Origin of the sequence: Amycolatopsis sp. NPDC059021 (genome assembly GCF_042739895.1) — a bacterium.
Lineage (GTDB): Bacteria > Actinomycetota > Actinomycetes > Mycobacteriales > Pseudonocardiaceae > Amycolatopsis.
The window spans coordinates 59838-86081 of sequence record NZ_JBHYIQ010000018.1; the positions used below are offsets into that span (position 1 = coordinate 59838).

Sequence of the window (26244 nt, forward strand, 5' to 3'; positions counted from 1 at the left end):
GCTCGTCCACGGGAACCGCCGGGGCTTGATGGCGGTGACCTCGAACCGCGCGCGGTACCGGCCGTTGCTCACCGGCACGTCGCGCTCGGTGGTCCGGACCGTGCGCCTGCGCGACCACCCGGCCTCGACCCGCGAGGTCATCAGGTTCAGCAGCCCGGCGAGCTTGGCCTTGAAGATGACACTGACCGGCCCGATCGGGACCGGGATCTGGATCCAGGGCGAACCGGTACCGGTCTGCGGAGTCTCCTTCGCGGAACTCGACGTCTCGTCGTAGATCGTCTTCTCGCCGGTGAAGTCGGCCTTGCCCCGGCCGAGCGTTTCCAGGAGGTCCAGACCACTGAGCTTCATCTTGAACTCGGGACCGCCGCCGTTCGCCCGGTACCCCAGGCGGACGACCAGGCTGTGATCCCGGCTTTCCGCGAAACGCTCGTTCAGGTTCGCGTCCGACATCTGCACCTCGACGGCCCTCCGCCAGCGGTCCGCGTCCGCGCCGAGATAGGTGAGAACGGCCTCCCGGATCCCGGACCAGTCCGCGCCGCCCACCAGTTTCGGCTGCTCCACCCGGGCCCGCGCCGCCTCCTGCGCGGCCGCGTCCGGGTACACCGGCGGGACATAGCCGTCGATGTGGTGGGCGACGAACTCGCCGCCGTCGGTGAGGACGATCCGGCCGCGCTCGCTCAGGCCGGCCTGCGTGGTCGGGACGAACACCGGACCCCGCTGCCCCAGCCCCGCCAGCGTAGCGACGAACTGGCGGGCGAAACCGGGGTCCACGCCGAGTACCGCCAGCGGCCGCTCGCCGTGCTCACCGAGCCCGCGCAGCCGCGCCCAGGTGTTCAGCGCCGCGGCGTCTCCCCGCTTCCCGTAGATCTCCCGCAGCTCGGGATCGGTGACGGGGTCCCCCAGGTCAAATGGCACGAAAATCGCGTCGCGAAGCTCCGGCGCCGATACCCTCGTGGTGGAGCCGAGCACCGGATCCGTCCGCGAGTACTGGTCGATCCCGTTGTCTCCCAACGCCTTCGCCAGCCCGTCGACGGCCTCCTCGGCATACGGCGCCCGGCCCGCGGCGAGGTCGGCGTCCCTGGCATGGGCCGCGATCAGCTTCACCCGGCCATCCGGGTACCGGCGAACGGTCTCCGGCCCGGTAGCCAGGGACGCGGTGATCTCCCGCCGGGCCGCCGTTTCCCCGCGCGCCGCGCTGTCCCGGTCGGCGGCGATCTCGTCCGCGACGACCAGCGCGTTCGCCCAGCCCGCGTGCCGGACCGTCCCCGCGATCACCTTCCGGATCGCCGCCACGTCCGGTTCCCGCTGCTGATCGGCGGCACTGAGGTGCCCGGCCTCGAACGCCGCCGCGATGACCTTGTCCGCCCGCGCGAAATCCTCCGCCGACAAGGAGTTTCCGCTCTCGGCGAGCAGGCGGTCGACCCGGGCGGCGACGTCGATCAAGCGCTCCGGCCGCCATGCCCTCTGCTCGGCCCGCGCCGGCGCCGTTTCCCGCTCCTCCGCCAAGAGCCCGTGAAGCTCGTTCTCCGTTGCTTCACGAGCGTCCTCGACGCTGTCCACGTCCAGCCGTGGCCCGGCCTTTTCCGCGGCCTCGGGCGCGGTCGCCGTGGGCGGGCCCTGGACCCAGATATGGCCGACCTGGCTGGCCGGGCGACGCCGCCGTCCCTCGGGGAGGCTGCCCACCGGCCGGGTCGGCATGAACCAGGTCTGGAACGGCTGCTCCCGCTGGACCGGCCGCCCCGCGCCGTCGCGATACGTGAGCCCGCCGTCGGCGGCTACGTCCACGACGTATTTGACCTCGCCGGACTGGCCGTCGAAGTAACGGACACGACGGCTGCGGGGATCACGAAGGACGTTGATCGTATGGCCGGGATAGGAACGGTTCGGCACGGTCAGCAGGACGCCGTGTGCGAGGGCGTTCCGGTCCTGGTCGACCATGGCCCTGCTGACCTCGTCCAGCCCGGTGACCCTGGCGAACCGGGAATTGAGGTAGTTCTCCAGATCCAAGGCCCGCCGTGGTGCCTCCAGGGCAACGGGGCGCGCCGAGCCGCCCAAGACCTCGAACACGGCGATGGTGACCGAAAGGCAGTTCGTCCTGGCTCCCGGGACGCCGTCCAGATAGTTCTGGCGGTTGAGCAGCGCCAGCCGGCCCCAAGCACCCCGCATCCGGTTGCGGGCCCCCGGTTCCAGCGGCAGGAACCGGTCGAGAGCCTTGACCGCCTCGCGGTAGACCGGATCTGCCGGCTTCAGGGACGCGCTGGGTTCCGCGCCGGTACGGCGCACGTGCTTGTACAGTTCGCCGAGCACGAACGTGCGGACGTCCTCCGCGGTCCGCGCGGCCGGATGCCCTGGCGGGACCCGGTCGCGTTCTCGCGCGAGGATCTCGTCCACCACGGGCTCCAGCCGGCGCCGCCACTGGGGCTCCAGGTCTTCGATGACGTGGCGGACCATCGCCGCGCGCGGCGCGAGGCCCACGGTCGTGTCCGGGTCTCGCCGCTCCCCCGAGTCTTCGATCGCGTTGTCGAACAGCTCGTCGAGAGTCTCGTGAGCGAGGTCGCGGGGCGCCCGCCCGTCATCGGCCAGCGAGAGGCGGCCCATGGGCAGCGTGGCGGCGATCACCGGCGCCTGGGATTTCGCGGCGTCACGGTCCACATAGGACAGATAACCCAGCGCGTCGAGCAGGACGTGGTGGATCGGCCGCCGCCGCGTCAGTGCCGCACGGCTCACTCCTTCGCGAGGCGTGAGCCACGGCAGCATCTTCAGGCGGTGGAATCGCGCGTCCGCCGACGGCACGCTTTCCCGCATCCGCTTGGCCAGGTAGCTCAGCGACGGAGCCAGCTGACTCGGTAGTCCCTCGGCGAAGGCGTCGACCCAGAATCGCGCCGTGGTGAGCCGGGCGGCGTGTTTTTCGGCAGGGTCCGCGTCCAGGGCCGCGACAAGGTTGATCATCCCGCGTCGCAGCAGTTTCCACTGGCGGAGAACCTCGGGGTGCGTTTCGCCGCGCAGCGGCCCGAACCGAAGGAGCCGCATGGCCCCCAGCCGCAGCCGTCCGGCGTCGGGGTGGCCGGCGAGGACGCCCTCGGCCCAGCGGAACAGATTCTCGCGGGGGGCACGCAGCTTCCGCAACGCCAGCTCCCGCGCGGGAGCGTGCTCGGAGATCCGCCCGGCGTCCTGCGGCACACCCTCCGTGTAGTCCGGCGGGCCGTCCTGTGCCGGACCCGGGTACTCCGGGCCGTGGGAGTTCAGCTCGGCGTCGGGATTCGCGTTGTGCTCCACCCAGTCCACGCCGTGCCGGAGCACCCTGCCGACGCGGAGGTCCGGGTACCCCCAGGGGCCCTGGTGAATCGAGTCCCGGACGTTCGCGATCGAAGCGAGGAGCCTGGTCCGCGCGTTCGACTCGCCGGTGATACGCGCCCGCCTGCGCTCGAGGTGTGCGTGGAGCCGCTCCAGACGCTCGGGCTCATCGTCGCGCGAAGGTAGTGCCGGCGCCTGCTCTTCCTTCTCCAGCCAGTCGTTTTCCTCGTCCAGCAGTGCGCGTTCGGAGTCGAGGCCGTCCAGTGCGGCCTTGTACCGGTCCACGACGGCTCGCTGCCTCCGCAGCGTCGCGTTGTTCGCGTCACGGTTCGTCGTGGAGGCGTCGATTTCCCGCTGGAGCGCGGCCCGCTGCTCGTGCGTCGTGGCCGGGTCGGCGTCGAGTTCCTGTCGCCTGCGCTGCAGGTCGTCGTGCCGCGCGGCCAACGCGTCCCGTTCGGTCTCGATCGACTCTTGCGTTTTCGCCGCTTCTTCGTGCGCTTTCCTGGCAGCGTCATGACGCTGCTCGAAGCGCCGGAAGTCCTCGTCGAGCCAGGCTCGGTCCTCGCGCAACGTGCCGGCCCAGGCGTCGGTGCGGCGACGCGTGAATTCCGGCGAGAACATCGACGGCAACGCGTTCTGCTGTGCGGTCCATTCCCAGTCGTACAGTTCCTCCTGCCAGGTAAGAGCACGCTGTGCGCGCTCGATGGCTCCTTGGTCGTGCAACGCACGCAGTTTGATGACGTCCGGTACGGCCGGATAGCGCAGCTCGTCCCGCAGCGCGGCGAGCCCCTCGTCGCCGATCCCGGTCGGCCACCGGGTCCCGTCCACCAGTTCGGCCCCGGTGCTCGCCGGGAACCAGCTCCCCTCCCCGAGGTTGATCTTGAGCTGATCCGCCGCGGCGTCCAGCACCGCTTCCCGTTCTCCCGCGTCGAGGCCGTCCAGCGCCTGGCGTCCCCTGGCCACCTGTTCCGCCCAGGCGGTGCGGAACCGCTGGAGCAGCGAAGCGAGATGCCGCTGCGCGGCGTCGAAGCCGACCCTGCCGAGGGTCTCGTCCCGCTCGGCGAGATCGACATCGGGATGCTGTCGCACCCGCCCGTACTTGGTCCAGGTGAGCAGTTCCTGAGCAGCGTGCCGCACGCCGGACAGCCGGTGCCACAGCCTCGCCCGGTCCGGGTCCTGGCTCAGCAGCCCGGCGACGAGCGTGACCAGCTGGTCGATGACCTTCGCGTGCAGTTCGCGATCCGGTCCGACGCCCGGAACCCACACCGGCTTTTCGTCCCACAGCATGTTCTCCGCTGCGCGGCGAAGGTTCGTCACCACCTCGACGCCCTGGGTCCGCCCGATATCGTGCAGGCGCTGCCACTGGTTGCCGTGCGGGCGCAGGGCGACCTGGAACCGCTCGTGGAGTTCGTCGATTCGGCTGGTCTGCAGGAGATCCACGAAATCGAGCCACATCTCGGCCGCCACCGCGCGCACGGACCGTTCGGCGAGCAGGTGCCCGGCGACGATGGTGGTGACATGCTCTCGCAGCATCGGCTGCTGCTGCTCCAGCCGCCTCAGCTCCTGATCGGCGAACGCCTTCCTGACGGGAACCTCGTGTGCGGGAACGCCCGTCAGGAACTGTTCCCGCAGCCGCTCCCGGATCTCCTTCTCCGCTTGTGCGCGGACAGCGGCCACCGCGTCCGCACCCGAGTCGTCGGCCAGATCGGCGAGCCGCTGGTCGGCCGCGGCGAGCCGGGGTCCGAAACGCGCGTTGAATCCCGCCATGTCCCCCGCGCCGGCAGCGGTGGCGAATTCCCTGGCGGGGGAACCGAGGACGCCCTCGGTGGCGACCTCGGCGGTGACGGCCACCACCATGTTCTGCCACATGGCGTGCTGCAGGCTGGCGAGCGGGCCGTGCCCCGTCTCGGGCGGTGGCCGCCTGCGCAGCATGCCCCGCGCGGTCGCGGTCGCCTCCGGCACGTCGGGAGCACCGGATCCCACGTACTGCCGACCCCGTTCGATGCGGTCCTGCCATTGGTTGTAGAAGGCTTGCGATACCGCCACGTCCTCGTTTCCGGCGCGACGGGAGGCGACGTCCCAGGAAGTGTCGAAGCGCACCCGCCGATGACCGTCCTCGTTGAACCACTGCTCCAGTTCCCGCCGCAGCCCGGCGGTCTCCGCCCAGACCTGGCGCCCGTCGGCGACCCAGCCCGCCGCAAGGACGCTCCACAGCTGCCGATAGTGCAGGAAGTGTTCCGGAAGCATCGGGAACTCGTCGGCCCCCATGGCGACACGTAACCTGCCGAGCGCGTTTTCCGCTGCCCGCCGACGTTCCCACTGCGTTCCCGCATCCAGCAGCGCCAGGTGCCGCTCGGCTTCCTGGGCACGGGCCCGCAACTGCTGAACGTACTCGGGAACACCCACACGCGGAGATCCCGCTTCGGTCGGGACGGGGGAGGCGGGGTCGTGCCCGGCGTCGGTCATCACCTCGTCGAGATCCCCGGCATCCGGCCGGCCGCGCGGAGTGTCCTCTGTAGACACGGTCGCGGCCGGAGCGGGCTCGTCCTCTACGCCGGTCATCTCCTGGTCGGCCGGATCCCTGGCCTCGGCAGGCCCCGATGCTTCGGAGCCTTCCCCCATCTCGACGTCGCCGGGCACGGGCGAGCCGGCGGCTTCGTTGTCCCGTCGGTTGCGCTCCGAATCCAGGCCGAGATCCTCGTTCGTGCTGCGCAGGTTCGCCATCCTGGCACCGAAATCGCCGGCCTGGGCGATGGCCGCCGACTGCGCGGCCGCCGAAGGCGGTGCGAACGGAGTCCCGAAGCTGCGGAACAGGTTACGCAGCTCCGTCTCGAAGGCCAGGATCGTCGCGCGGCCGGGGTAGTCGCCCCGTTGCCAGAACCCGAAGATCTCGGCGAGCTTGGCCGGCGGCTGGGGAAGCCCGGCTTCGACCAGCAATGACGTTCCCGAGTCCCGCCATTCCCGCAACTCCGCTTCGCGCGCGGAGCGCACCGCGCCGATGGCCCGCTTGATGTCCGCGACCACGGTGGGGAGATCCCAGCTCAGCTCCATCCGGCTGCGATGCCGCGTGCCCGTCGGCGCACCGATCTGCGTGACGGGTTCGATCCGGTCCCCGCCGAGACCGACGAATCCGGCGATCGCGTCGACGGCCTCGTGACCGGCGGGGTCGATCTCGGACACGATCGCGCGCAGCGCCTCTTCGGCAGGACTTCCGTGGTACCGGGGAGCGTCGGAGTACCGGGGCTCGTCGGTGGCCTCGGAGTCCGTCGCGCCCTTGATCTCGGACGCCCAGACCCCGACCGCGGCAGCGAGCATGTCCGCCGCCGCGCCGCGCGAGCCGGTCCGCAGATCCACCGGCGTCCGGAGAATCTGGTGGCCCCAGGCGAGCCAGGCTTCCCGGTCCTCCGTCGTCGCCGAACGTACCCGCTCGATGGCCTCGAAGATCTTGCCTTCCAGCCTCGCCCCTACCACGGAAAGGGGCTCGCCGGCGGCGCGCTGGACGTCGGGAGCGAGCCACTCGGCCATCCTCCGCGCGGAGTCGTCGATGGCGAGCAAGGCGGTGCCGAGGTGCCGGCGTCCTTCGGCACGCTTCAGCTCACGTTCCGCCCAGCGCAGTGCGGCGGCCTCCGGCACGAGAGGTGCCCAGCGCTCGGCCCGGCCGCGTTGCTGCGCCAGGATCTTCTCCCCCGCGTGCCACCGGTGACCGATCATCTGGGCGAAGAGGGTGTGCTGCGCGTCTTCCGCGTCGCTGAAGTTGCCGGAGTTCGCCAGGCCGAGGCGCTCATACCCGGTTTCCGCCCACTGCATCAGCCGCGTCACAGCGTCGACTTCCCTGGCGTCCATCGCCTGCTTCGCTTCGGAGAAGGTGCTCCACCCGCTGTCGGCGACCCCGAACATGCCACCGTACTTCTCGTACAGCTTTTTCAGGTCTCCTTCGTCGCTGTGGAAGGCGAAGTCGTCTTCCAATCGCTGGAACCTCTGCCGCAGTGCCGCCACGAGCGGCGCGACGGGATCCGCGTCCCCGGTCAGCCGCTCGTCCTCGTCGAGCGGGACTTCCTTGGCGTCGGGCGGAAGGTCGGCGTTCTTCTCGTCGTACCTGAGTCCGTTGACCAGGTGCGCTGCCCACCGGGGACGCCGGGCGTCGACGTAGGCCAGGAGGTTGGTCATCAGCCCGTGCAGCCGCTCCGCGCGCCGGGCCGCCGCGCCCTGCAGTCCCGCCGGAAGGTCGAGCACGGCCGACGCGCGCGCTCGCCATTGGCCAGGACCGACGTCGTAGCGGGCGTAGACGTGCCGCAGCCGTTCGTCCCCCTCGGCGTCGAACGCCCCTTCGGCGAGCAACCACCGGTACTGCTCGCGCAGTTCGTCGGCGCGCCAGGCCACGGGGTCGCCCTCGTGCTCGGGCACCGGCCGGTACCGCTCGCCGGCACGCCGGTCCGCCGGGCCGCTCTCCGGTACCCCGCGTCCGAACCCCGGGAGGGCACGCAGGTGCGACATCTCGTACGCGAGCAGGTCGGTCATGGCGTCACGCAGCGCGTCGGCACGGCGCCGCGCATCGGGAGTGAGCGCGGCCTCGGCGCTGTCGAACCAGCCCTCCGCCCGTTCACGCTCGAATCGAGCTTCGGCCTCCGCGGAGAACTCGATGTGCTCCGTGGAGAACCTCACCTCGTCGGTGTTGCGCTCCTGGTGCCGGATCCGCTCGACGAATTCCGCACGCGGGTCCCGGCCCGCGCGGGCGGCCTCCGGAAGGTCGAGCGCCGCACGCGCGTCCGCACGCCATCGCCTGGCCTCCGCCAGCAGGGCGTCGGTCGCCGCGGTACCGCGGGCGAGTTGCGCGCCCAGCCGGTTCGCCGACGTCAAGGTCCGCACGGTTTCGGCCACATCGGCGTGGTTCGGCTTCGTCCGCACCGGCGCCGCGTCCCGCAGGTCCTGCAGGAGGCCCCACCTCTCCTCGAACCTCCCGACCGAGCGCAGCGGATCGGGCAGGCCGTGCTCGTCGCGCGGGAGGCGCTTCAGCCAGTCGTCCAGCATCCGCCCGTGGGTGAGGACCACGTCGCGCACGAAGTCGTCGCCGACGCCGGTCAGGCCCGTGCCGATGCCACTCCCGAACACCGCCTGCCCATAGGCGTACAGCCGGCGCCGGTCTTCCCTGGACATGGTCCAGGCCGCCGTCCACTGCTCGTTGAGCCAGACGCGGTTGAAATCGCGGGCCTCGTCGATCAGGCTCTGGTCGGCCAGCCACCGCTCGTCCGGTCCCGTCCGCCGGACGAGCGGCAGCCCCGCGGCGACCGCCGCCTCCTCAGCGAGCAGGAATGCCCGTGCTGTCTCCTCGTCCGCCCGGAAGAACTGGAAGTCGTCGCTCAGCTTGTCCGCCAGGTTCCGCGCGTCCTCTTCGGACATACCATCACGCAGTCTGGCCCCGACGACGGCGGTGATGTCACCGAGCACGGTCTCCGCGACGTCGTCCTCGGGCGCCACGTCCACCAGCCGCCGTGCCAGGCCCGTCGTGTCGGGCTCCTGGTGGAGGAAGACGGACCCGGCGAGCAGAGCCGCTTCGTGGTCCGATACGAGCCGGTCGAACGCTTCGTTGACCGCGTCCTCGGTGTCGGCGGCCTCGTCCCATTCGGCCAGCGCCGCCTTGAAGGCGGTACCCAGGCGCGTCGCGGTCGAGGGCCCGCTGTCCGGGTGCTCCGGGAGCCTCCCAAGTCGCTCGTCGAGCAGTTGGGCACGAGCGACCGCGTCGATCATCCGGTCGTGCAGCACGGCCGCCCGCCGCGCGAGCCTGCCGGGCAGCACCGGGCGGACGTCTCCGAGCGCCAGAGCCTGCTCGGCCTCGTCCAGCGGGATCTGGTAAACCGGGGTGACGGGCAGCTGGTCCACCGTGCGCAGCACCGAAACCCAGCCGGGGGACCGGGAATAGTAGCGGGCGACGACGTCCCCGGCCGCGGTGTCCTGGCCGCTTCCGAACACGGCACGCATTTCGGCGAGCACCGGGTCGTTCCACATCTCGGTGAAAGCCGACACCGCGTCTTCGCCGCCCAGATGGCGGACGGCCCAGTCGTGCAGGCCTATCGCGTGCGCGTCGAGCACCCGGTTGCTCAGCCCCGACGTCCCGAGTTCGCCGAGAACGGCCGAAGCGAGTCGCGACGCGATGGCCGCCGCCTCGCCGTCACGGCGCTCCAGCCAGTCGGCCTCATCGAACCGGCCGTCCGCCGCCCACCGTTCCTCAAGGGCCTTGGCGAGGGCGACCTCGGCGGGCATGTCGTAGTCGGCGCGCAGCGAACCGAGCACGGTGCCGAACTCCTGGAGAAGGGCGAGCGCCGCGTCCGGTGGGCGGCGCCAGTCCACCTCGGGATACCTGCCGATCAGCACGGTCGCCAGGTCGCGGACGAGCGCTCCCTCTTCCCCGGTTTCCAGCGGACTGCCGCTGAAAGCGCGCAGCGCCCGTTCGACCTCGGCGCGGAGCCCCGGCAGCTCGCGAGGCGCGGCCGGGAGCTGGTCGAGATCGACCGCCATCTCGGCGCGCAGGCCGGACAGGTCGCGGAATTCGTCCACCACGGCGTCCTGGCGCGGACGGCGTACCTGGTCCATCTCCTCTTGGAAGTCCGCGCGCAGTTCCGCGAGAGCCGAGTCGTTCCAGATCCGCTTGAACTCTTCGACCAGGTCTTCCGGCTCCGCGGACAGCCAGTCCTCGAGCTGGTCCCGGTGGGCTACGTACAACTCCTGCGCACGTGCTCGCAACGGATGGTGAGAGTTGCGGAACGGTGCCGGGTCACCGAAGATCGCCTCGACGATCGAAACGGCGGTGGGCTCGTCGTCCACGCTGCCGGCCTCGGACATGGACTCGTCGGCGCTCTCCGCCTGGCTCGACGGCGCACCGCCACGCAGCCCGCCCCGGTACTTCACCTCGAGCATCCGGCTCGGCTTGACAGCGTCCAAAAGGAGCGCGAGTTCGGTGGCGTACCGCTTCAACTCGCTCATCGGCCGCTTGGTCGCCAGGTATTCGTCGGCCACGAGTCGCGAGATGACGTCACCGCGGTCGTCGAGAGCGACATGCTGGACGATGTCGGTACGAGCACGCTCCACTTCGGACCGGAAAAGCCTGGCGTCCGGACCGCGACGCGGGTCGTCCAGGCCGTGCGCCGAGTCCAGCCGTTCCGACGCGGTGAGCACCTCTTCCGCGGAATTCAGCGAATCCCGGCCACGCCGCTTCGCCACCGAGTTGACGTCCACGTGGACCTCCACGCCGGAACGCAACGCCCCGACACCCCGAAGGACGCGTTTCATGCTGTCGATCGCGGCGTCATCGTCGTCGCGTGCCAGCCGCTTCGCCTCGGGCACGGACTCGGCCACCATCCGATACAGCACTCCGCCGTCGGACAGCAGCCGCTCGGCATCCGCCCACCGGGTGGCGACGTCGCGCAGCCACCTGCCGCCTTCGGCGACGTCCGGCAGCACCGAGGGAACCCGTTCGATCGCGTCCGATGTGGACTCGTGCTCGGCGAAGGACGGCGGACGGCTGGCCGAGTACTGGGGCGCGGTTTCCCAGTCCCCCCAGGCTTCCTCGGCGTGAGCCGCCTGCTGTTCCGAAGCCCACTCGTGGTTGTGCCAGTTGAACAACGGGTCGAAGCCCGCGATCTCGTCATCACCGCGAAGCAGAGACCTGGCGATTTCACGCGCATGGCGTCGCGCGCCCGCAGCGCGTCGCCTGTGCTCCGCACGGCGGCCGGATCGAAGGCGTTTGTCGTTCGCCTTCGCTTCTTCGTCCGCGGCTTCTTGGAGGGGTTGCGCGACCACCGCCATCATCTGCTGGTAGAAGCGCTGTGCCCGCTCGCTGCCCAACCTCGACCGCTCCGCCAGCTGTTCGGGTGTCCGCCGATCGAGGAATTTGCGCGCGTACTCCAAGGTCTCGTCGGAGACAGGGCGTTCCTTGCCGGTGAGCAGTGGTTGTGGGCCCTTCGCCGGGTTGTCCAGCACGTACTCGAAGGCCGCGACGGCACGTTCGAGACCGTCGGGATCCACCGAAACCAGCCGCGACCGGGCCTCGTCCCAGTCGGCCTCGAAGCCGCTGTCCCGTGCGACACGGGCTCGTTCGTTCTCGTCCCAGGGACGCGCCAGCTGCGCGTCACGCCGTACGTCGGCGCTTTCCACCCAGATCTTTCGCAGCCGGGACTCGCTCGGGTACACCTTCGCCTCGCCGCCGATCAACTCGGCGGCGAGGTGGTCGACAAGGCCCGCCCGCACCTCGCGCTGCGCGTCACCGCGCTCAGCGGGTTCCGGCCCCAGCAGGGCCTCCGCGTATCCCCGCGCGGTTTCCCGCATGTGCGTCGTCGCGGCGGCGAGCAGCTGCTGGGCCCGGGTGAGCATGCCGCGGTGCTGGTCGAGGAACCAGGAGGCCCGCTCTTCGCCCTCGTCGTGCGCGGCGAGTTCCGCGAGCCGTTCGCCCAGCGACGTGCCGAGCCGCTGCGGCTCCGCTCCCCGCTCGCGAAGGTGCACGACCATGGCCTGGATCGCGCGTCGCCGCAACCGGTGCAGCTCGCGATTTCCCCAGCCCGGGCCGGCTCGTGACTCCGGCAGACGGCCGAGGTACTCCTCCGCGTTCCGCCCTTCGCCGTCGGTGTGGCCCGCCGCTTCTTGTTCGGGCGTCATCAGACTGTCGATGTACTCGTCCATCCGGCTCACCACCCCGTCGACGGCACCGGGAACGATCCGCTTCAGCACCGAGTCCGGCGATGGACCGAAGGTCACCCGCTGGACGCCGTCGGCGTTGAACCAGTCGGCCAGCCGCCGTAAGAGGTGCTGCCGACGCCGCTGCACGGTGAAAGCGTTCCCTGTGGTGAGTTCCGTGGCGAAGGCCGTGACCAGCCGACGGTACATCGCCACCCGCCGCGCACCGGCTTCACCGGCACCCGGGTCGTGCAGCGGGCCGAGCACGGCACGGGCGCGGCGGCGATGGCTGTACTCGGCGGTCCTGCCACGCTGTTCCGCCTCGAAGCTGTCCAGCAGCGATCCGGGCTCGTCGTGGTCACGAAGCTGCTCGAACTGACGGCGGATCTCCGGCACGTCCAAGTCCGCCCGCGCGGCCACCGCCGCGATCATCCGCTCCTCTAGGCGGCGCAGCTCTTCATCGTCGGAGTCGCGACCCGGCCTGTGCTCCGAGGGCTGCCCCAGCGCCGCGAGCGCCGAGTGCCGGGCTGCGGCAGCTTCGTCCGTCCCGGTCGCGAGGAAACGTTCGCCGTCACGCATCACCACGTGCAAGTTCGCCTCGAACGCGGCCAGCCGGCCGTGCCGGCCCGCCGCGACAACCCGGCGTTCACGCTCGTCGGGGTTCCCCACCGCGAAGTCGACCCGGCGCACACCGTCGCGGTTGAGCCGCTGCTCGAGCCGGGCGAGCAGACCGCCGTCGGCCCACAGCTCGTCCAGCTGCTTCCTGGCGTCCGCCTGCCTCCTGCCCTTGGGGTTCTCCTGGTCTGCCTCGAGACGTGCGATCAGCCCCGCCAGCCGGTCGTACAGCAGGGCGTTCGCCGGGTCGAACCCGTGGCCGGGCTCCCGGAGCGGGCCGAGCAGGGCCAGGCTCCGTGCCAGCATTTCGCGCTGCTCGTCCTGTGCCAGCGCGAGATCGACCGCGCCCGCACGGGCGATGTGCTTCAGCAGCCGCGCGATATCACCGAATTCCTCCGCAGCGAGAATCCGTTCGCCGGCTACGTCGAAGTCGGCGTCCAGCCGCGCTTGCTTGCGAAGTTCGAAGAACCTGTCCCGGATTTCACGGGCGATCCTGGCGTTTTCCAGGAACTGCGCGCTACCACGGGACTTTCCGACCCGGTTGCCGAGCGCTTCGGACAGTTCGTCGACCACGGTACGTTCGCGCGCGTCGAGCATCGCGTCGCTGATGTGGAGCATTCGCCGACCGGCCGCGCGCCATTGCTCCGACGCCTCTCGCGACGCGGCTTCCCCGCCGTCCGGTGACAAGCTCTTCCCGTTCCTCCGAGCCTCCCGATCCTCGACGGCTTTCCGCAGGTCGCCCAGCCAGCGATCGTCGGACTTCAGCTTCCCGAGTTGTCCATCGCTCAGATGCCACAGGTTCGCTTTTTGATAGTCCTTCTGGAGTCGCTTCCGCGACGACTTCGTGCTGTCCCACGCCTTGCGCATCGCGCGCCATTCGCCGTGATGTTCCTCCGCCGCCGCGGTCAGCGCCCTCGTCAAATCGTCCGTCAGCCGCTGGTGCGATTCGGCGACCTCGCGGGTCGCGCCCGCCGGAGGCGGCCCAGCCAGCAGCCGGGCCCATGTCCCGGCGTTGTCCCGCACCAGGTTGGGGCGGTCGTGCCCTCGCGTGTCCTGGGAAATGGCGCTCGCGCGCGAGTCTCCTCCGGTCAGGGCTGCCAAGGCGTCCCGCAGCCCGCCCCGGAACCCGGAGCGACCGGCCGAAGACGACTCTCCCGCCGGCTCACCACCCCGCCGGGAAGACCCCGGAGCACCGCCCCGCGCACCCGGCCGCCGCTCCTGAGACACCTCATGCGCCAAATCCCGCGCCATCTTGTTCGCAGCCGAAACAGCGTTCAACCGATCCTGCACAGGAAGAGCCTCATACGCCCGCCGAACCCGCACACCATCAGCCAACCTCTCCCGCGGAACACCCAACTCATCCAACGCCGTGACCAAAGCCGAACGCAAATACTCCCCCCACTCCGGATCACCCAGAAAATCAAACACCCCCGCACCAACCTGACCCGCACGCTCACCCGCCTCGAAATCAATAAAATCATCAAGGTCCATCAAGTCACCCGCGCCCAGATCAACACTCCCGACCCGCGCCTCCGCCTCATCACTCACCCCAGAAGGCGAACCCGCCCGCCAATCAGGCACATCACTGTAATAACCGAGGTCATCGCGCACCACCGGCTCGACCTCCAGCTCGTCGAAGACCGGCGTGACACTACGGCCCAGATCGGACTGCTCACCAACCTCGGCCACATCGGCATCCGCCATGTCATCGTCACTCACCACGCCGCCGTCATACGCGACATCTTCATCGTGCGCGCCTGCACCACCAACGCCACGAGACGACGACTCAGCACCCGTCTCACGCCCGGCGGCCCCGACAGGCTCGCGCACCCCGGACCGCACCCGGAACCAGCCATCACCCTCTGGCACCCGAGCCCGCGCGTAAGTCCAGTCGAACAAGGACACGTCGATTCCGTCGACAAAATTCTTGAATCTCGCACGTTCCGCGTCAGGCACGGAAGCAGACTTCAGCCCATCCTTGATCTTTCGGCCAACGACCTCCCGTACATTTCTTTCGAGTTTTTTCTTCGCCTTTCGCTTATTATTCTCCCTCGCCACATCGGAAGCCCCATCGTAGTTGTCCGGGTAAACGGACCGGTGGAATCCCACCCGCACGTGAACCTTGAGGTCGGCCACGTCCTTGACAGCCTCGGCCCGCTCCGCCACCCACTCCCCGACCTGCTGCCCAAAACGAGTCAAAAGCCCCTCGCCAACGCCATCGAGAATCACACCCTGGCTCCCGACATTAAACGTCCCACTCGCGGGCTCGAAACGCTCGACGGTGGGCACCTCACGCTCGCCGGCAGGCAACTGGTCCCACAAGCCGGCCACAAATATCTTGCTGATCAGCCGCGACTGGGCGGGCCCCGACAACCTCGCCACTGCTTCCATGCCGTAGGGCTGGCCGGTGCTGGGATGGGACTCTCCGTGCATTCCCGATGCCCACGCCCGAACCCACCCACGCACGGGCTCGGGCAACGAGCCTCGAACGGGGTCCCCGTGGCGCCTCAGCGCGGTCGGCCCCAACTTACCCTCACGCTGCTTCTCCTCAAGAAACTCACGTAACGTCCGCGGACCCGAACCATCGGCGGCCGGACGCCACCCCACCACATCCGACTCCAACCGCGCCAACTCCACACCCGACACCAACACCACACCACCGGCCGAAGACGACTCTCCCGCCGACTCGCCCCGCGCACCACCCCGCCGGGAAGACCCCGGAGCACCACCCCACGCACCCGGCCGCCGCCCCTGAGACACCTCATGCGCCAAATCCCGCGCCATCTTGTTCGCAGCCGAAACAGCGTTCAACCGATCCTGCACAGGAAGAGCCTCATACGCCCGCCGAACCCGCACACCATCAGCCAACCTCTCCCGCGGAACACCCAACTCATCCAACGCCGTGACCAAAGCCGAACGCAAATACTCCCCCCACTCCGGATCACCCAGAAAATCAAACACCCCCGCACCAACCTGACCCGCACGCTCACCCGCCTCGAAATCAATAAAATCATCAAGGTCCATCAAGTCACCCGCGCCCAGATCAACACTCCCGACCCGCGCCTCCGCCTCATCACTCACCCCAGAAGGCGAACCCGCCCGCCAATCAGGCACATCACTGTAATAACCGAGGTCATCGCGCACCACCGGCTCCACACCCGCCAACCCATCGAAAACCGGCGTAGCACTACGCTCCCGACCTGATTGCCCGCCGGTATCTCGCCCCGCACCGGCCGCAGTAACATCGACATCCATCATGTCGTCGTCACTAATCGCGACATCACCATGACGGGACGCGTCATCGCCGAGCACGTCCTCACCGGCGGCGTCATCGGACAGCTCTGCCTCAGCCTCACCAGGAACGGGCTCGCGCACCTCGGAGCGCACTTGGAACCGGCCGTCACCCTCTGCCGCCTCGACACCCGAAAAGCGCCAGGAAAACCAGGACTCGTCAATACCATCGATAAGACTATTGAACGCCGCGCGATCCGGCTCAGCCACCGAGGAAGTTTTCAGCGCCTCCTTGACCTTGCGAAAGATAATGCTCTGGGCATTCTTCTCGAGCAGCTTTCGCGCCTCCCGCTTGATTCGTTCTCTTTCCCCATCGATAGCCCCAAATTGTTTACGAGGGTAAACAGACTCATCGAACCTCACTTGAACACGAATATCGAAAGCGGCCGCACCGCCGTCAAGAGCGCCGAGCCTCGCCGCTATCCAGTCCCCAAGCGACCTCCCAAAACGAACCAGGTTCTCCTCAACGACCTCATTGATAAGTACACGGCCCTCCACGACGTTGAACGAATTCTTGCCCATATCGAAACCGTCGGCACCTGTCTTCTTGGGCCACCAACCGAGCACTCTCGCCGGGAGGACCATGGGAGATTCCTCAGGCCCCGAAAGCCTTGACACCTCCGGAGGACTGTAAAGCCGACGGGTGCCGGGAACGCGCACCAGGTACAACCCGCGTACCCAGTCGCGCAGCCACTCTCGTACCGGCTGCGGGAAAGATCTCCCCGCACGGCTCAAGGCATGTGGTCCCAGCTTTCCGGCACGCTGCTGCCGTTCGAGGAACTCCAGCAACGTCCGCGGACCAGAACCATCCTCGGCAGGACGCCACCCCACCACGGCAGAACGCAACTCAGCGAACGCATCACCCGACACCAGCACCAAGCCCTCCCGCCACCAACGGGCCACGGCGCGATCGCTGACCATGCCACCCGAAAGCTCCGACGCCTCCCGAGGACTGTAAAGCCGGCGGGTGCCGGGAACGCGCACGCCGCGTAACCCGAGTACCCAGTCACGCAACCACTCCTGTACCGGCTCCCGGTACGATGTCCTCACGCGGTTCAAGGCATGTGGTCCCAGCTTTCCTTCACGCTGCTGCCGCTCTCGGAGGAACTCCAGCAACGTCCGCGGACCAGAACCATCCTCGGCAGGACGCCACCCCACCACGGCAGAACGCAACTCAGCGAACGCAGCACCCGACACCAGCACCAAGCCCTCCGGCCACAACCGGGCCACGGCACGATCACTGAGCATGCCACCCGAAAGCTCCGCCACCTCCCGAAAGACGTAAGGCTGGCCGGTTAGGAGGTTGGGCTTCCCGAACAGCCCCAGCACCCACTCTTGCAGCCATGCCTGCACCGGCTCCGGGAAAGCTCTCCCCACTTTGTTCAAGGCATACGAGCCCAGCTTTCCTTCACGCTGCCGCTCTCGGAGGAACTCCAGCAACGTCCGCGGACCAGAACCATTCTCGGCAGGACGCCACCCCACCACAGCGGAGTGCAGCTCATCCAACTCCACACCCGACACCAACACCACACCCGGAGCAACGGACTCGTCGTCGGGGCTCCGCCGCCGCAACTCGCCGAACACGTCCTCGTCCCGCGGCCGTGCTGGGGAAGACGACGACTCCTGGCCAAGTTTGAGGCCTGCTTTCAGCTTGCCCACCAGGCGATCCCTGCGCCTCGGGGTGTTGGCGGGCAACCCCCCGGTGTCCTCCGGCCGCACCCGCGAGACCGCGCTCCATGCCGCGAACGTGCCGCCCTCGGTCACGACCGGCCGGCCCATCCCGTCGGTGGCCGCGCGCCGTGTCGGCACGTACATCTCGCCACGCTGACCGAGTGCCCGCAGTTTCCTGGTGAACTCGTGGAGATAGGGCGAATCCGGGGTCGCGCAGCTGAACAGGATCAACGGCCGGGCACCGCTCTCCCCCACGTCCCGCAGACCCTTCCAAACGCGTTCAGCCGTCTCCGTGGCACTCCCGCTCGCGTGGAAGTCCGTCAGCAGCGCACGGCTCGGCCAGATCCGGGGCACATGCTCCCTCTCACCGGTCTCCGGGTTGACGCGCCAATGGCCCGGCAGTCCGCTCGTCTGCATCTGCTCGGCAAGCTGGTTGGCCGCCGCCAGGTCACCCGTCCTGCTCGGGTAGGCGATCGCCTTGACCGTTCCGTCGTCATAACGGTAGACACGCTCCCCCTGCGATGAAGGCTGATGGCTCTCCGCCACCGAAGACGCCTCGGGACGACCACCGAGCCCGAAGCCCAGCCTCGCCAGCCGCTCTCCCAGGTTGTTCTGCCGGTGTTCCGGTATCTCCTCGCGCACCCGCGCTGCCTCGTCGTGCCTGCCGTCGAGCTCGAGCGCCGACGCGTAGCCGTCCCGCATCGCGTCTTCGAAGCCGACGTAGGTGTCATAGAGGCTGCTCAGCGTCTCCTTCGTCGAGCCCTGCAAGCGGAACTCGAAGACCCACAAGGGCAGGTCGTGCCGCGGCACGCCGTTCTCGTCCGGGTTGGTGTCGAAGTCCGGCAAGGTGGTCTGGATCCGCATGGACGTCTTCTGGTCCACCCGGTGGGCGGGGTTCTTGGCGAACGCCGAAACCAGGTACTGGCCCATCGTGTGCCCGTTGGCCGGTTCTCCCACCGTGGGTGCCGGGATGGGCCTTTGCAGTAGATCATCGAGCTGCGCGTCCGACCGCATCCTGCTGCGGAACTCGGCGGTGAACCGCTCGGCCAGTTCACCGCGATGCTCGTCGAGGTAGGTCTGCACCGCCTCGCTCTGGCGCGCCCTGGCCTGGTGCAGGTCGGTCCGCGAGCCGAGCGCGGAGTAGTTCTTCGCGAGCCCGCCGGCCAGCGACTTCTCCACGATCGCCGCGAACTGGGTGTAGGTGATCGCGACGAACGCCTTGAGCGCGGCCCGGTCCGCGGGCGAAAGCGTTTCCTCCTCCGCGGCCTTGTGCGCCACTCCGTCACCGATGCGCACGGCGTCGTCGAGGTGTTCCTTGGCCGCCCTCGAGACCCCCTCGTGGCGCATGGTGCCGCGGAGGTAGTCGAGCACCTTCGGCAAGCCGGCGGTCGGGATGCCGCCCGAGTAGTGCACGTAGAGCTTCGGCTCTTCGTGCCCTTCGTACTTTTGCAGTTGGAGGCTGTCGTAGTCGGGATCCACGTCGTAACCCGCGTCCCGGGGGAAGACGTTCTCCAACCGGGCCTTGTCCTTGGCCTCGACAAGGCGGGTCAGGATGTCGTGCAACCTCGCGAAGACCTGGGAGACGGACGGGCGCCCCTCGTCGCCGGGCAGGATCGCGAACGGCTTGACCACGACCTCCAGCACGGTCCGGTCATGGATACCCTTGTCCACCACAATGGACAGTTCCGGGGTCTCGACGATGGACCCCACCGAACGCACGTCCGGGAAACCCTTCGGCAGCAACACGCCGAAGCTGTGCAGTTCGCTTTCGAGCCCCCCTGCCCCACCGAGCAGGCCGGGCTTCAACCCGGCTTCGTTCCAGGCCACCTCGACACCCAGACGCTGGGCATTCGGCATCGGCCGCCCCAGTTCCCGCCACCGCTCGTAGGCTTCACGCGCATCGTCGGTGGTAACGGGTTTCGGTGCGTAGTCCAGCTTCCGCATCGCGGACCGGATGGACTCCACCTGGGGCCCGGCCAGCTCCGCGGGCGGCTCCTCCCGTCCGGACGGCCGCGCGCCGGGCCTGCCGCCCCTGTCACCACGCTCACGTGGGCCGCGCAACCGCAAGGGCCCGAAGACCTCCTCGTCCGCGGACCTCGTCCGCGGCGCGGACGACGAGGTGCTGACGCCGCGCTGCGCGCGCACCGGCGAGCCGGGATTCGCGGCCTTGGACGCGGCTTCGCTCTTCTCGGCGGGCGGCGCGTTGGGCCGAGCGCTGGTCAGCTGCTCCGTGCCGTCCGGCTTCGCTTCGGTCCGCACGTCGACCTGGCCGGGCTGCCCGGTCTCGGACAGGAACGCCGACAGCTTGGCGACGTTGGCAGCCTTCGTGTTGTCCGGCGTGTTGTCGCGTACCGCGGGGGCCGGCCCCGGCTTGGCCGCGTCCTGACCGGTCGGCGAGGAGGTGTTCGGCGGCAGGAGGTTGTTCCACAGGGCGTGCGAGGCCGCGTCGTAGGCGGGGTCGTCGGTGCCCGGGTTGTTCGGCCCCTCCGCGTTCAGCCAGTGCTCGTAAGCCGCGCGGGCCTGTTCCGGTGTGGCGGGCCCGTTCTTCCGCACATGCTCGGGATCGGCGATCGACGCGATCTCGTCGAGCTGGCGGCGGATCCGCTCAAGGTGCTCCGGCTCGCCTGCCCGCGGCCAGCTCGTGCCGTCTTCGCCGAGCACAGGCCGCTGTGATTCGTCCGACCGGCGCCCGGAATCCCGCTCGTCGCGCGAGACGTCCTCGCCGCGCTCATTGTCGCGCGGCTGCTTCTCTTCATCGCGGTCACCGCCGCGCTCGTCGCGGCCCGTCTCGGACTCGTCGTGGTCCGGCCGGGAATCGTCACCCGTCCGTTCCGGGGTGTCGTCCTTCTGTTGTGTGGACGATCCGGTGTGGCCGGAGGTCTTCGCGTCGCCGGACGTGTTCTCGCCGGTCGCGTCCTCGTCGACCGGAGCCGGGGTATCCAGCAGGCCGTTCTTCTCGAGGTAGTCCGCCGCGTTGAAGGCCTGGTCGGCGGTGTCGCCGAGGTGCCCGTCCGCGCCGCGCCAGTGCCCATAGGCCGCGCGGGCCTGGTCGATCGTGGCGGGACCGCGCGAGGCCGCCTGGTCGGGATGACGGAACGCCATGACCTTGTCGATCTCGCGGCGGATCCGGTCCAGGTGCTCCGGAGTGGCCACCCGCGGCCAGTCCGAGCGGTCCTCGCTCTGCTCGGAACGCCGCGATTCGTCCCGTCCCGCACGCTTCCGCCCGTCGTGCGAGACGTCCTCGCCACGCGGCTGCTTCTCCGCATCGCGATCGCCGCCGCGCTCGTCGTTCCCGGCCTTGACCTCGTCCTGGCCACGCTGAACATTGTCGTTTTTCGAGGCCAGGGCGTCGTTCTTCGAGCCGTGACCTTCGCCGGTGCGGTCGGCGGCCTCGTTGTCCGTGTCGGAGTCACTGCCCTCGTGGGCGGGCGGGGTCCCCAGCAACCTGCGCAAGGCGAAATGACGGCGGGTATCGTCGCCAAGTTTCTTGAAGAGATCATACGCGCCTTCCTTCAAGCCCTCCTTGGCCGACTCGATCGCCTTGAGCACCTTATCCGCAGGGTTCTTCCGGTATTCGTCGAAAGAATCGACATACTCGATGATGTCGAACTTTGTTCCAGCACCGGCCGTCCTGCGAACAGCCTCGTCCTCGGGTGACACGAGGATAATGACACTGCCGTCATTGCCACTACGCTGCGTCCGGTTGGCCACCTGATCGTCATTCGCGGGATGCACCCTGGACGGCTCCAGATTGATCACCTCCCGGCCACCCGATGCCCCCGCGTCCGACCAGTCCGCACCGCGACCCGTTATCGCATTCCCGATATCGACACTGCTGCTCTTGTTCGCCTTCTTGACGACCTTCTCAAGGTTCTCGTAACGCTTCTTCCGCTGATTGATCAGCCAATCCCCATCAGTGACCCGATGTTCGAATACCTTCCCGTCGATCGGGTTGTCCTTCAAGTACCTGGAAAGCTCTTCGACCTTCGCGTTGTTATGCGAAGCGATCAGCATCGGCCTCTTGTTCTCACCACTCTGCAGCTCATGGATCCGCTTGTTCACAAAATCGAACTTAGCCTGCAGGTTGGGCAGGTACACCACCGTAGTGTTCTCACGTGAACGATCCTCGTAATAGGTCGGAATATCCTCCACATCCCCTGGAAGATTGATTTTCTCGAGATGCGGGATCATACCTTTTTCCAACGTCCCAGACGCACCGGTGAACTTCGTATACAGAGGAAAGAAGTCCGCGGCGGTCAGCACCTTGCTGTTCGACTCATCCGAGTCGGCACGGATCGGCAGATCGTGATACGCCTCATACGCCTGCGCCAGCCCCCCGGTCCACCGGCTTTCACTCCCCGTTCGCGGATCCGTCATCGGATCCCCATCATCACCCAGAATGGCGATACGACGCTTCCGCTTCTCGATCAAGTAATCCTTCTTGAACTCCATGTCCCCCAGCACCGGACTCGCCGCGTTGTTGATCCGGATCTCCTCGTCCTCACCCAGCGGCCGGCCCAGCAACTTCTCGACCTTGGCCCGTCCTTCCGGGGTGAGGGCGGATCGCTCCGGCCCGAGGTCGTCCACGTGACCGAAGTCCTTCTTGGTCAGCGGGGCGTCCGGACGCCCGTCGGTGGACAGGTGGCTGTCAAGGAAGTCCTTTGCCCACAAGACCATCCCCGCGGCTTCCGGCGAGGCCTGCTTACCCCCCGTCAACGACAGCAGCCACTGAGGAATCGCAAGAATCCACGCGTCTATCTCATCCCCAAAACCGGTGATCCGCTTCGACCGATCATGCGACTGACCAGGCAACCTGCCATACTTGTGCCCACCCGTCTTCAACACATGGAACGCCGCCTCGTTCTTGGAACCGATATAGATCGTCGGCCTCCCCTTGGCCGCCACCGGCGGCGGCCTGTCGGAGTTGATCCAGTGCAGGTCGAAATCCAGCTTCCTGAGGATATTCCGGTGTTCCTTGTAATCACGCTTCGCGAGATAGTTGTTACTACTCAACAGGTGGACCGCGTCCACATCCGGCTCGAGCGCTTCCAACATGGAAGCGAGCAGGAACATCAGCGTCTTACCCTCACCGGCCCTCATCCTGACATGCTTGGCGCGCCGACGACCAGCCGCACCGCGCAGCTGGTCGGCACCTTCCACCTGGGTCCAGCGCCCCAACTTACCGCTGTGCTTGTGCGCCCCCTCATAAACTCCCGCGAACCGCTCATCCGGATCAGTCGACCGCCCCATCTCCTGCAATTGCCCCCAGGACTTTTCGCCGAGCCGTTTATCCGGGTCGGGATGGTTGTACCGGTCGGCGAGATCGTACATCTTCCGCGCCGTCTCATGCCGCAAATTCGCCGCCGCCAACCACGCCTCGAAAGCGACCTTCGAACCACCATCCGGCAGAAGTTCATATTTCCCGTCGGGACCGAGCAGATAACTGTCGCCATCCCCACCCTTCGCACCCTTGGTCCGATACAACACCTTCCTTACCTCGCCGTCACCCGCCCCCTTGTCCACGACGTACTCGGTCCCGCGAGGCAACTTCTTGCGAGTCCCGTCGGCAAGAGGGATCTCGTCCTTGAAATACATCTTCCTGACGACGAGTTCCTTGTCCCGGTTCGTCCGCAGGCGCGACCAATCCCCGCCCGGCCCACGGTCGTAGCCCGTCCCGTCGGGCAGCACGAGGAACCTGGGCTCATCCTTGGCATCGATCTTGAGCTTCGTGCCCGCTGGCAGATCAGCGGTGAACCGCTTGCCCGCACCTTCCGGTTCGTGGCTGAACGAACCGCCCCGTTCCGTCACGTACCAGCCGCGGTCGTCACGCTTCCACGGCATCTTTCCGATGGTCCGCGAGTGCGAACCATCCCCGGGCCCACCCGAATCGTGTGAGAAGCCCGGCCGGTCCGGCACCGTTGCGTGCTCGGGATCGGCCAGCACCGGCACCAGGCCGACTTGCTCGTGCTTGTCACGCTGCGGCTCAGGCTGGTCGTTCCGGCCACCGTGCTTCGACTCCCCAACGCCGTCGACGCGTGACCCCGGGGTATGCGGGCCGGGGCTGCTCGTCCCCGGACGCGCGGAGGCCTCCGACCCACCACCCGACCGCTGCCCATGCCTGCCCGCGTCCCCGCTCTCCGTGGACGGTCGCGCCGGACCCTGCTTGGAGTTTCCGGCGTCGGAAACCTGACCGGGGTCCCGCGGCTTCGGCTGCTCTCCCTTGGCACCCGGCTTGTCCGCCGCGGCCGGATCGACCGGCTTTTCCGCGGACGGCTTCTCGGGCAGCGGCTTTTCCGGAAGCGGCTTCTCCGGCAACGGCTTTTCCGGAAGCGGCTTCTCCGGCAACGGCTTGTCCGAGCGGGATCCCTGATCGTGCGTGCGGACGTCACGACCGGGCTCCTGGCCATCGCGGTGAGAATCGGTCGCGGACTTGTCGGCACGCGACGCCGGACCGGACTCGTCCCGCACCGGGTTCACCGGCTTGCGAGACTCCGGCCTGCTCTCCTCACCCGGCTTCGGACCGGCCACCTCGTCCTTCGCCCGCCGCACATCCGAGTCACCCGACAGGTCCGGCCGCTGCCGGGAAGGATCAGGCGGTGTGGGGGGATGGGGCCGGGACTCGCGGGGGCCGCCCTCGGCGGCAGCGGTCTGCCGCGTCTCGGGCTGGGAATGCGTGTTCGGCTGCGGACCACGCGCCACCGTGTCCGGCTGCTTGGCGGCGGGCGGCGCCTCCGAGCGCGGTCCCTCCGAGCCGGTGTTCGGCTTCGATGTGCCCGGCTGCGGCGTGCCCGACCGGGACTGGGTGTTCGGCTGCGGGCCCGCCTGAGACGAGTCCCGCTGATGCGAGCCGGAACCTGGCTCCTGGACGTTCGGCCGTTGGTTCGGCTGCGGATCCCGCGGCGGGGTGGCCGAGTCGCCCTGCGGCGTTACCCGATGCTCTCCACCCTGGGGCGAAATCTGCACATTCGCCGGGTGCTCGGCTCCGCCGTCCGAGGTTCCCCTGATGAAGTCGGTAGTCGCCTTGGACGGCGCGTGCGATTCCGGCGAGGACGACGACGTGACCGGACCACCCGATTTGCCGCCGGAACGATCGCCCTGCCCCTCGGAGCCACCGCGGTGGCCGTCGGAACTGGTGACGACGGACGGCTGCTTGTCCTGGGTGAAGATGGCGCCCAGCGGCGATTTTCCGGTGTTGACGTCCTGCTTGTGCACCGAGCCGTTATCGGACGAATCCTCACTGAAGGAAGTACGGCGGCTCGACGACTCACTGGTGGACGGGTCCTCACTGAAAACGCTGGGCCGCCTCGACGAATCGCCATCAGAAGAATTCTCACTGGAGGAATCGCGCCGACTCGACGAATCCTTTCCAGCCGAGCCCTCACCCGGGGAAGTGCGATCGCCCGACGCATCCTTCGTAGTCGAGCCCTCGCCATCGGAGGTGCGATTGTTCGGCACATCCTTCGCGGAAGAACCCTCACCGGACGAGCTACGGCTGCCCGATGAATCCTTGCCGGCAGATCCTTCAGTGGAGGAATTGCGATTGCCCGACGCATTGCCGTCCTTGACGGCGTCGCCCAGTGACCCGCCCCCACCCGAACGCCGATCACCGTCACCGCCGAACGCGAGCCGATCGAGCTTCGAGTCCAGCCCGGGAGCGAGCTTCGTGAAGAGATTCTCGGCTCCGGCATCGATCTTCGCCGACCACCCCTTGGTCTCATGGAACGGCCCGGCGGCGCCGAGCATCCCGGCCCAGAGCTCCTCGTGCCCGCCGGTGATCTTGTTCACCAGCATGTTGATCGGCATGGTCATCAGGACCTGGGCACCCGCGTACCCGAGCTGCTCCAGGACCGACAGCTTGGTGTGCGGTTCCGGCCCCGCCTTCCCGGAACCACCACCCTCGTACGCCGGAGGTTTCTCGCCAGTACTGCCCTTCTCGTTGACCGGAGGCTTCTCGCCAGCACCGCCCTTTTCGCTGACCGGGGCTTTCTCGCCAGCACCGCCCTTCTCACTGACCGGGGCCTTCTCGCCTGGGCCACCCCTCTCGCCTGGGCCGCCCTTCTCGCCGGCACCGCCCTTTCCACCGCTCCCGCCCCGCTCACCAGGCGCGACCTTCTCGCCCGGCCCTTTCTCGCCCAGCGGCCCCTTCGCGCCAGGACCGCCGCCTTTCCCGCCGATCCCGCTCTTCGGACCGCCGAGGAAGCCCTTCCCGCCACCGGCGAGCCCCTTGCCGAGACCGCGGACGGCACCGAACCCGGCACCACCGATGGCACCGGCGATGGCGGAGTTCTTCAGCGAATCCAGATCCCAATCGTCCCGGCCACCGAAATCACTGTTCTCACCCTGCAGCTTCTGAATCCCCTGGATACTCACATCAAGGAACTCCATGAACGCGGCGTTACCCACCGCATACTTCGCGGCGTTCACCAGAACACTCGTGAACAGCGCCCGCAGGATCGCCGCCAAAATCGCCCTCGCCGACGCGATGACCGCAGGAGCGAAAAGAGCCCCGATCAGCGATGAAATAAGCGAGATCACCATGGCCAGGAACATGAGGGCCATGATGATCAACATCACCTTGCCCTTCTCGATATCCGCGCCGGTGTTCCGGCACGCACTCGAGTACTTGCGAGCCCTTGCCGCGTTCTCCTCAAGAGCCTTGATCTGCTTCTTCAGCCACTCCGCCGTCCCATCAGCGGTCTTACCGCGCAT

The 26244-nt window shown here is 68.3% G+C and carries 1 protein-coding gene (cut by a window edge); it reads right to left on the minus strand.

What is annotated here, in order from left to right; genetic code table 11:
* Positions 1 to 26244, minus strand: partial view of a toxin glutamine deamidase domain-containing protein gene (locus ACFWX1_RS13595; RefSeq protein WP_378387024.1) — the beginning only. It extends 47397 nt beyond the left edge of the window; only the first 26244 of its 73641 coding nucleotides appear in the window; its start codon is at positions 26242 to 26244; its stop codon lies off the left edge, out of view.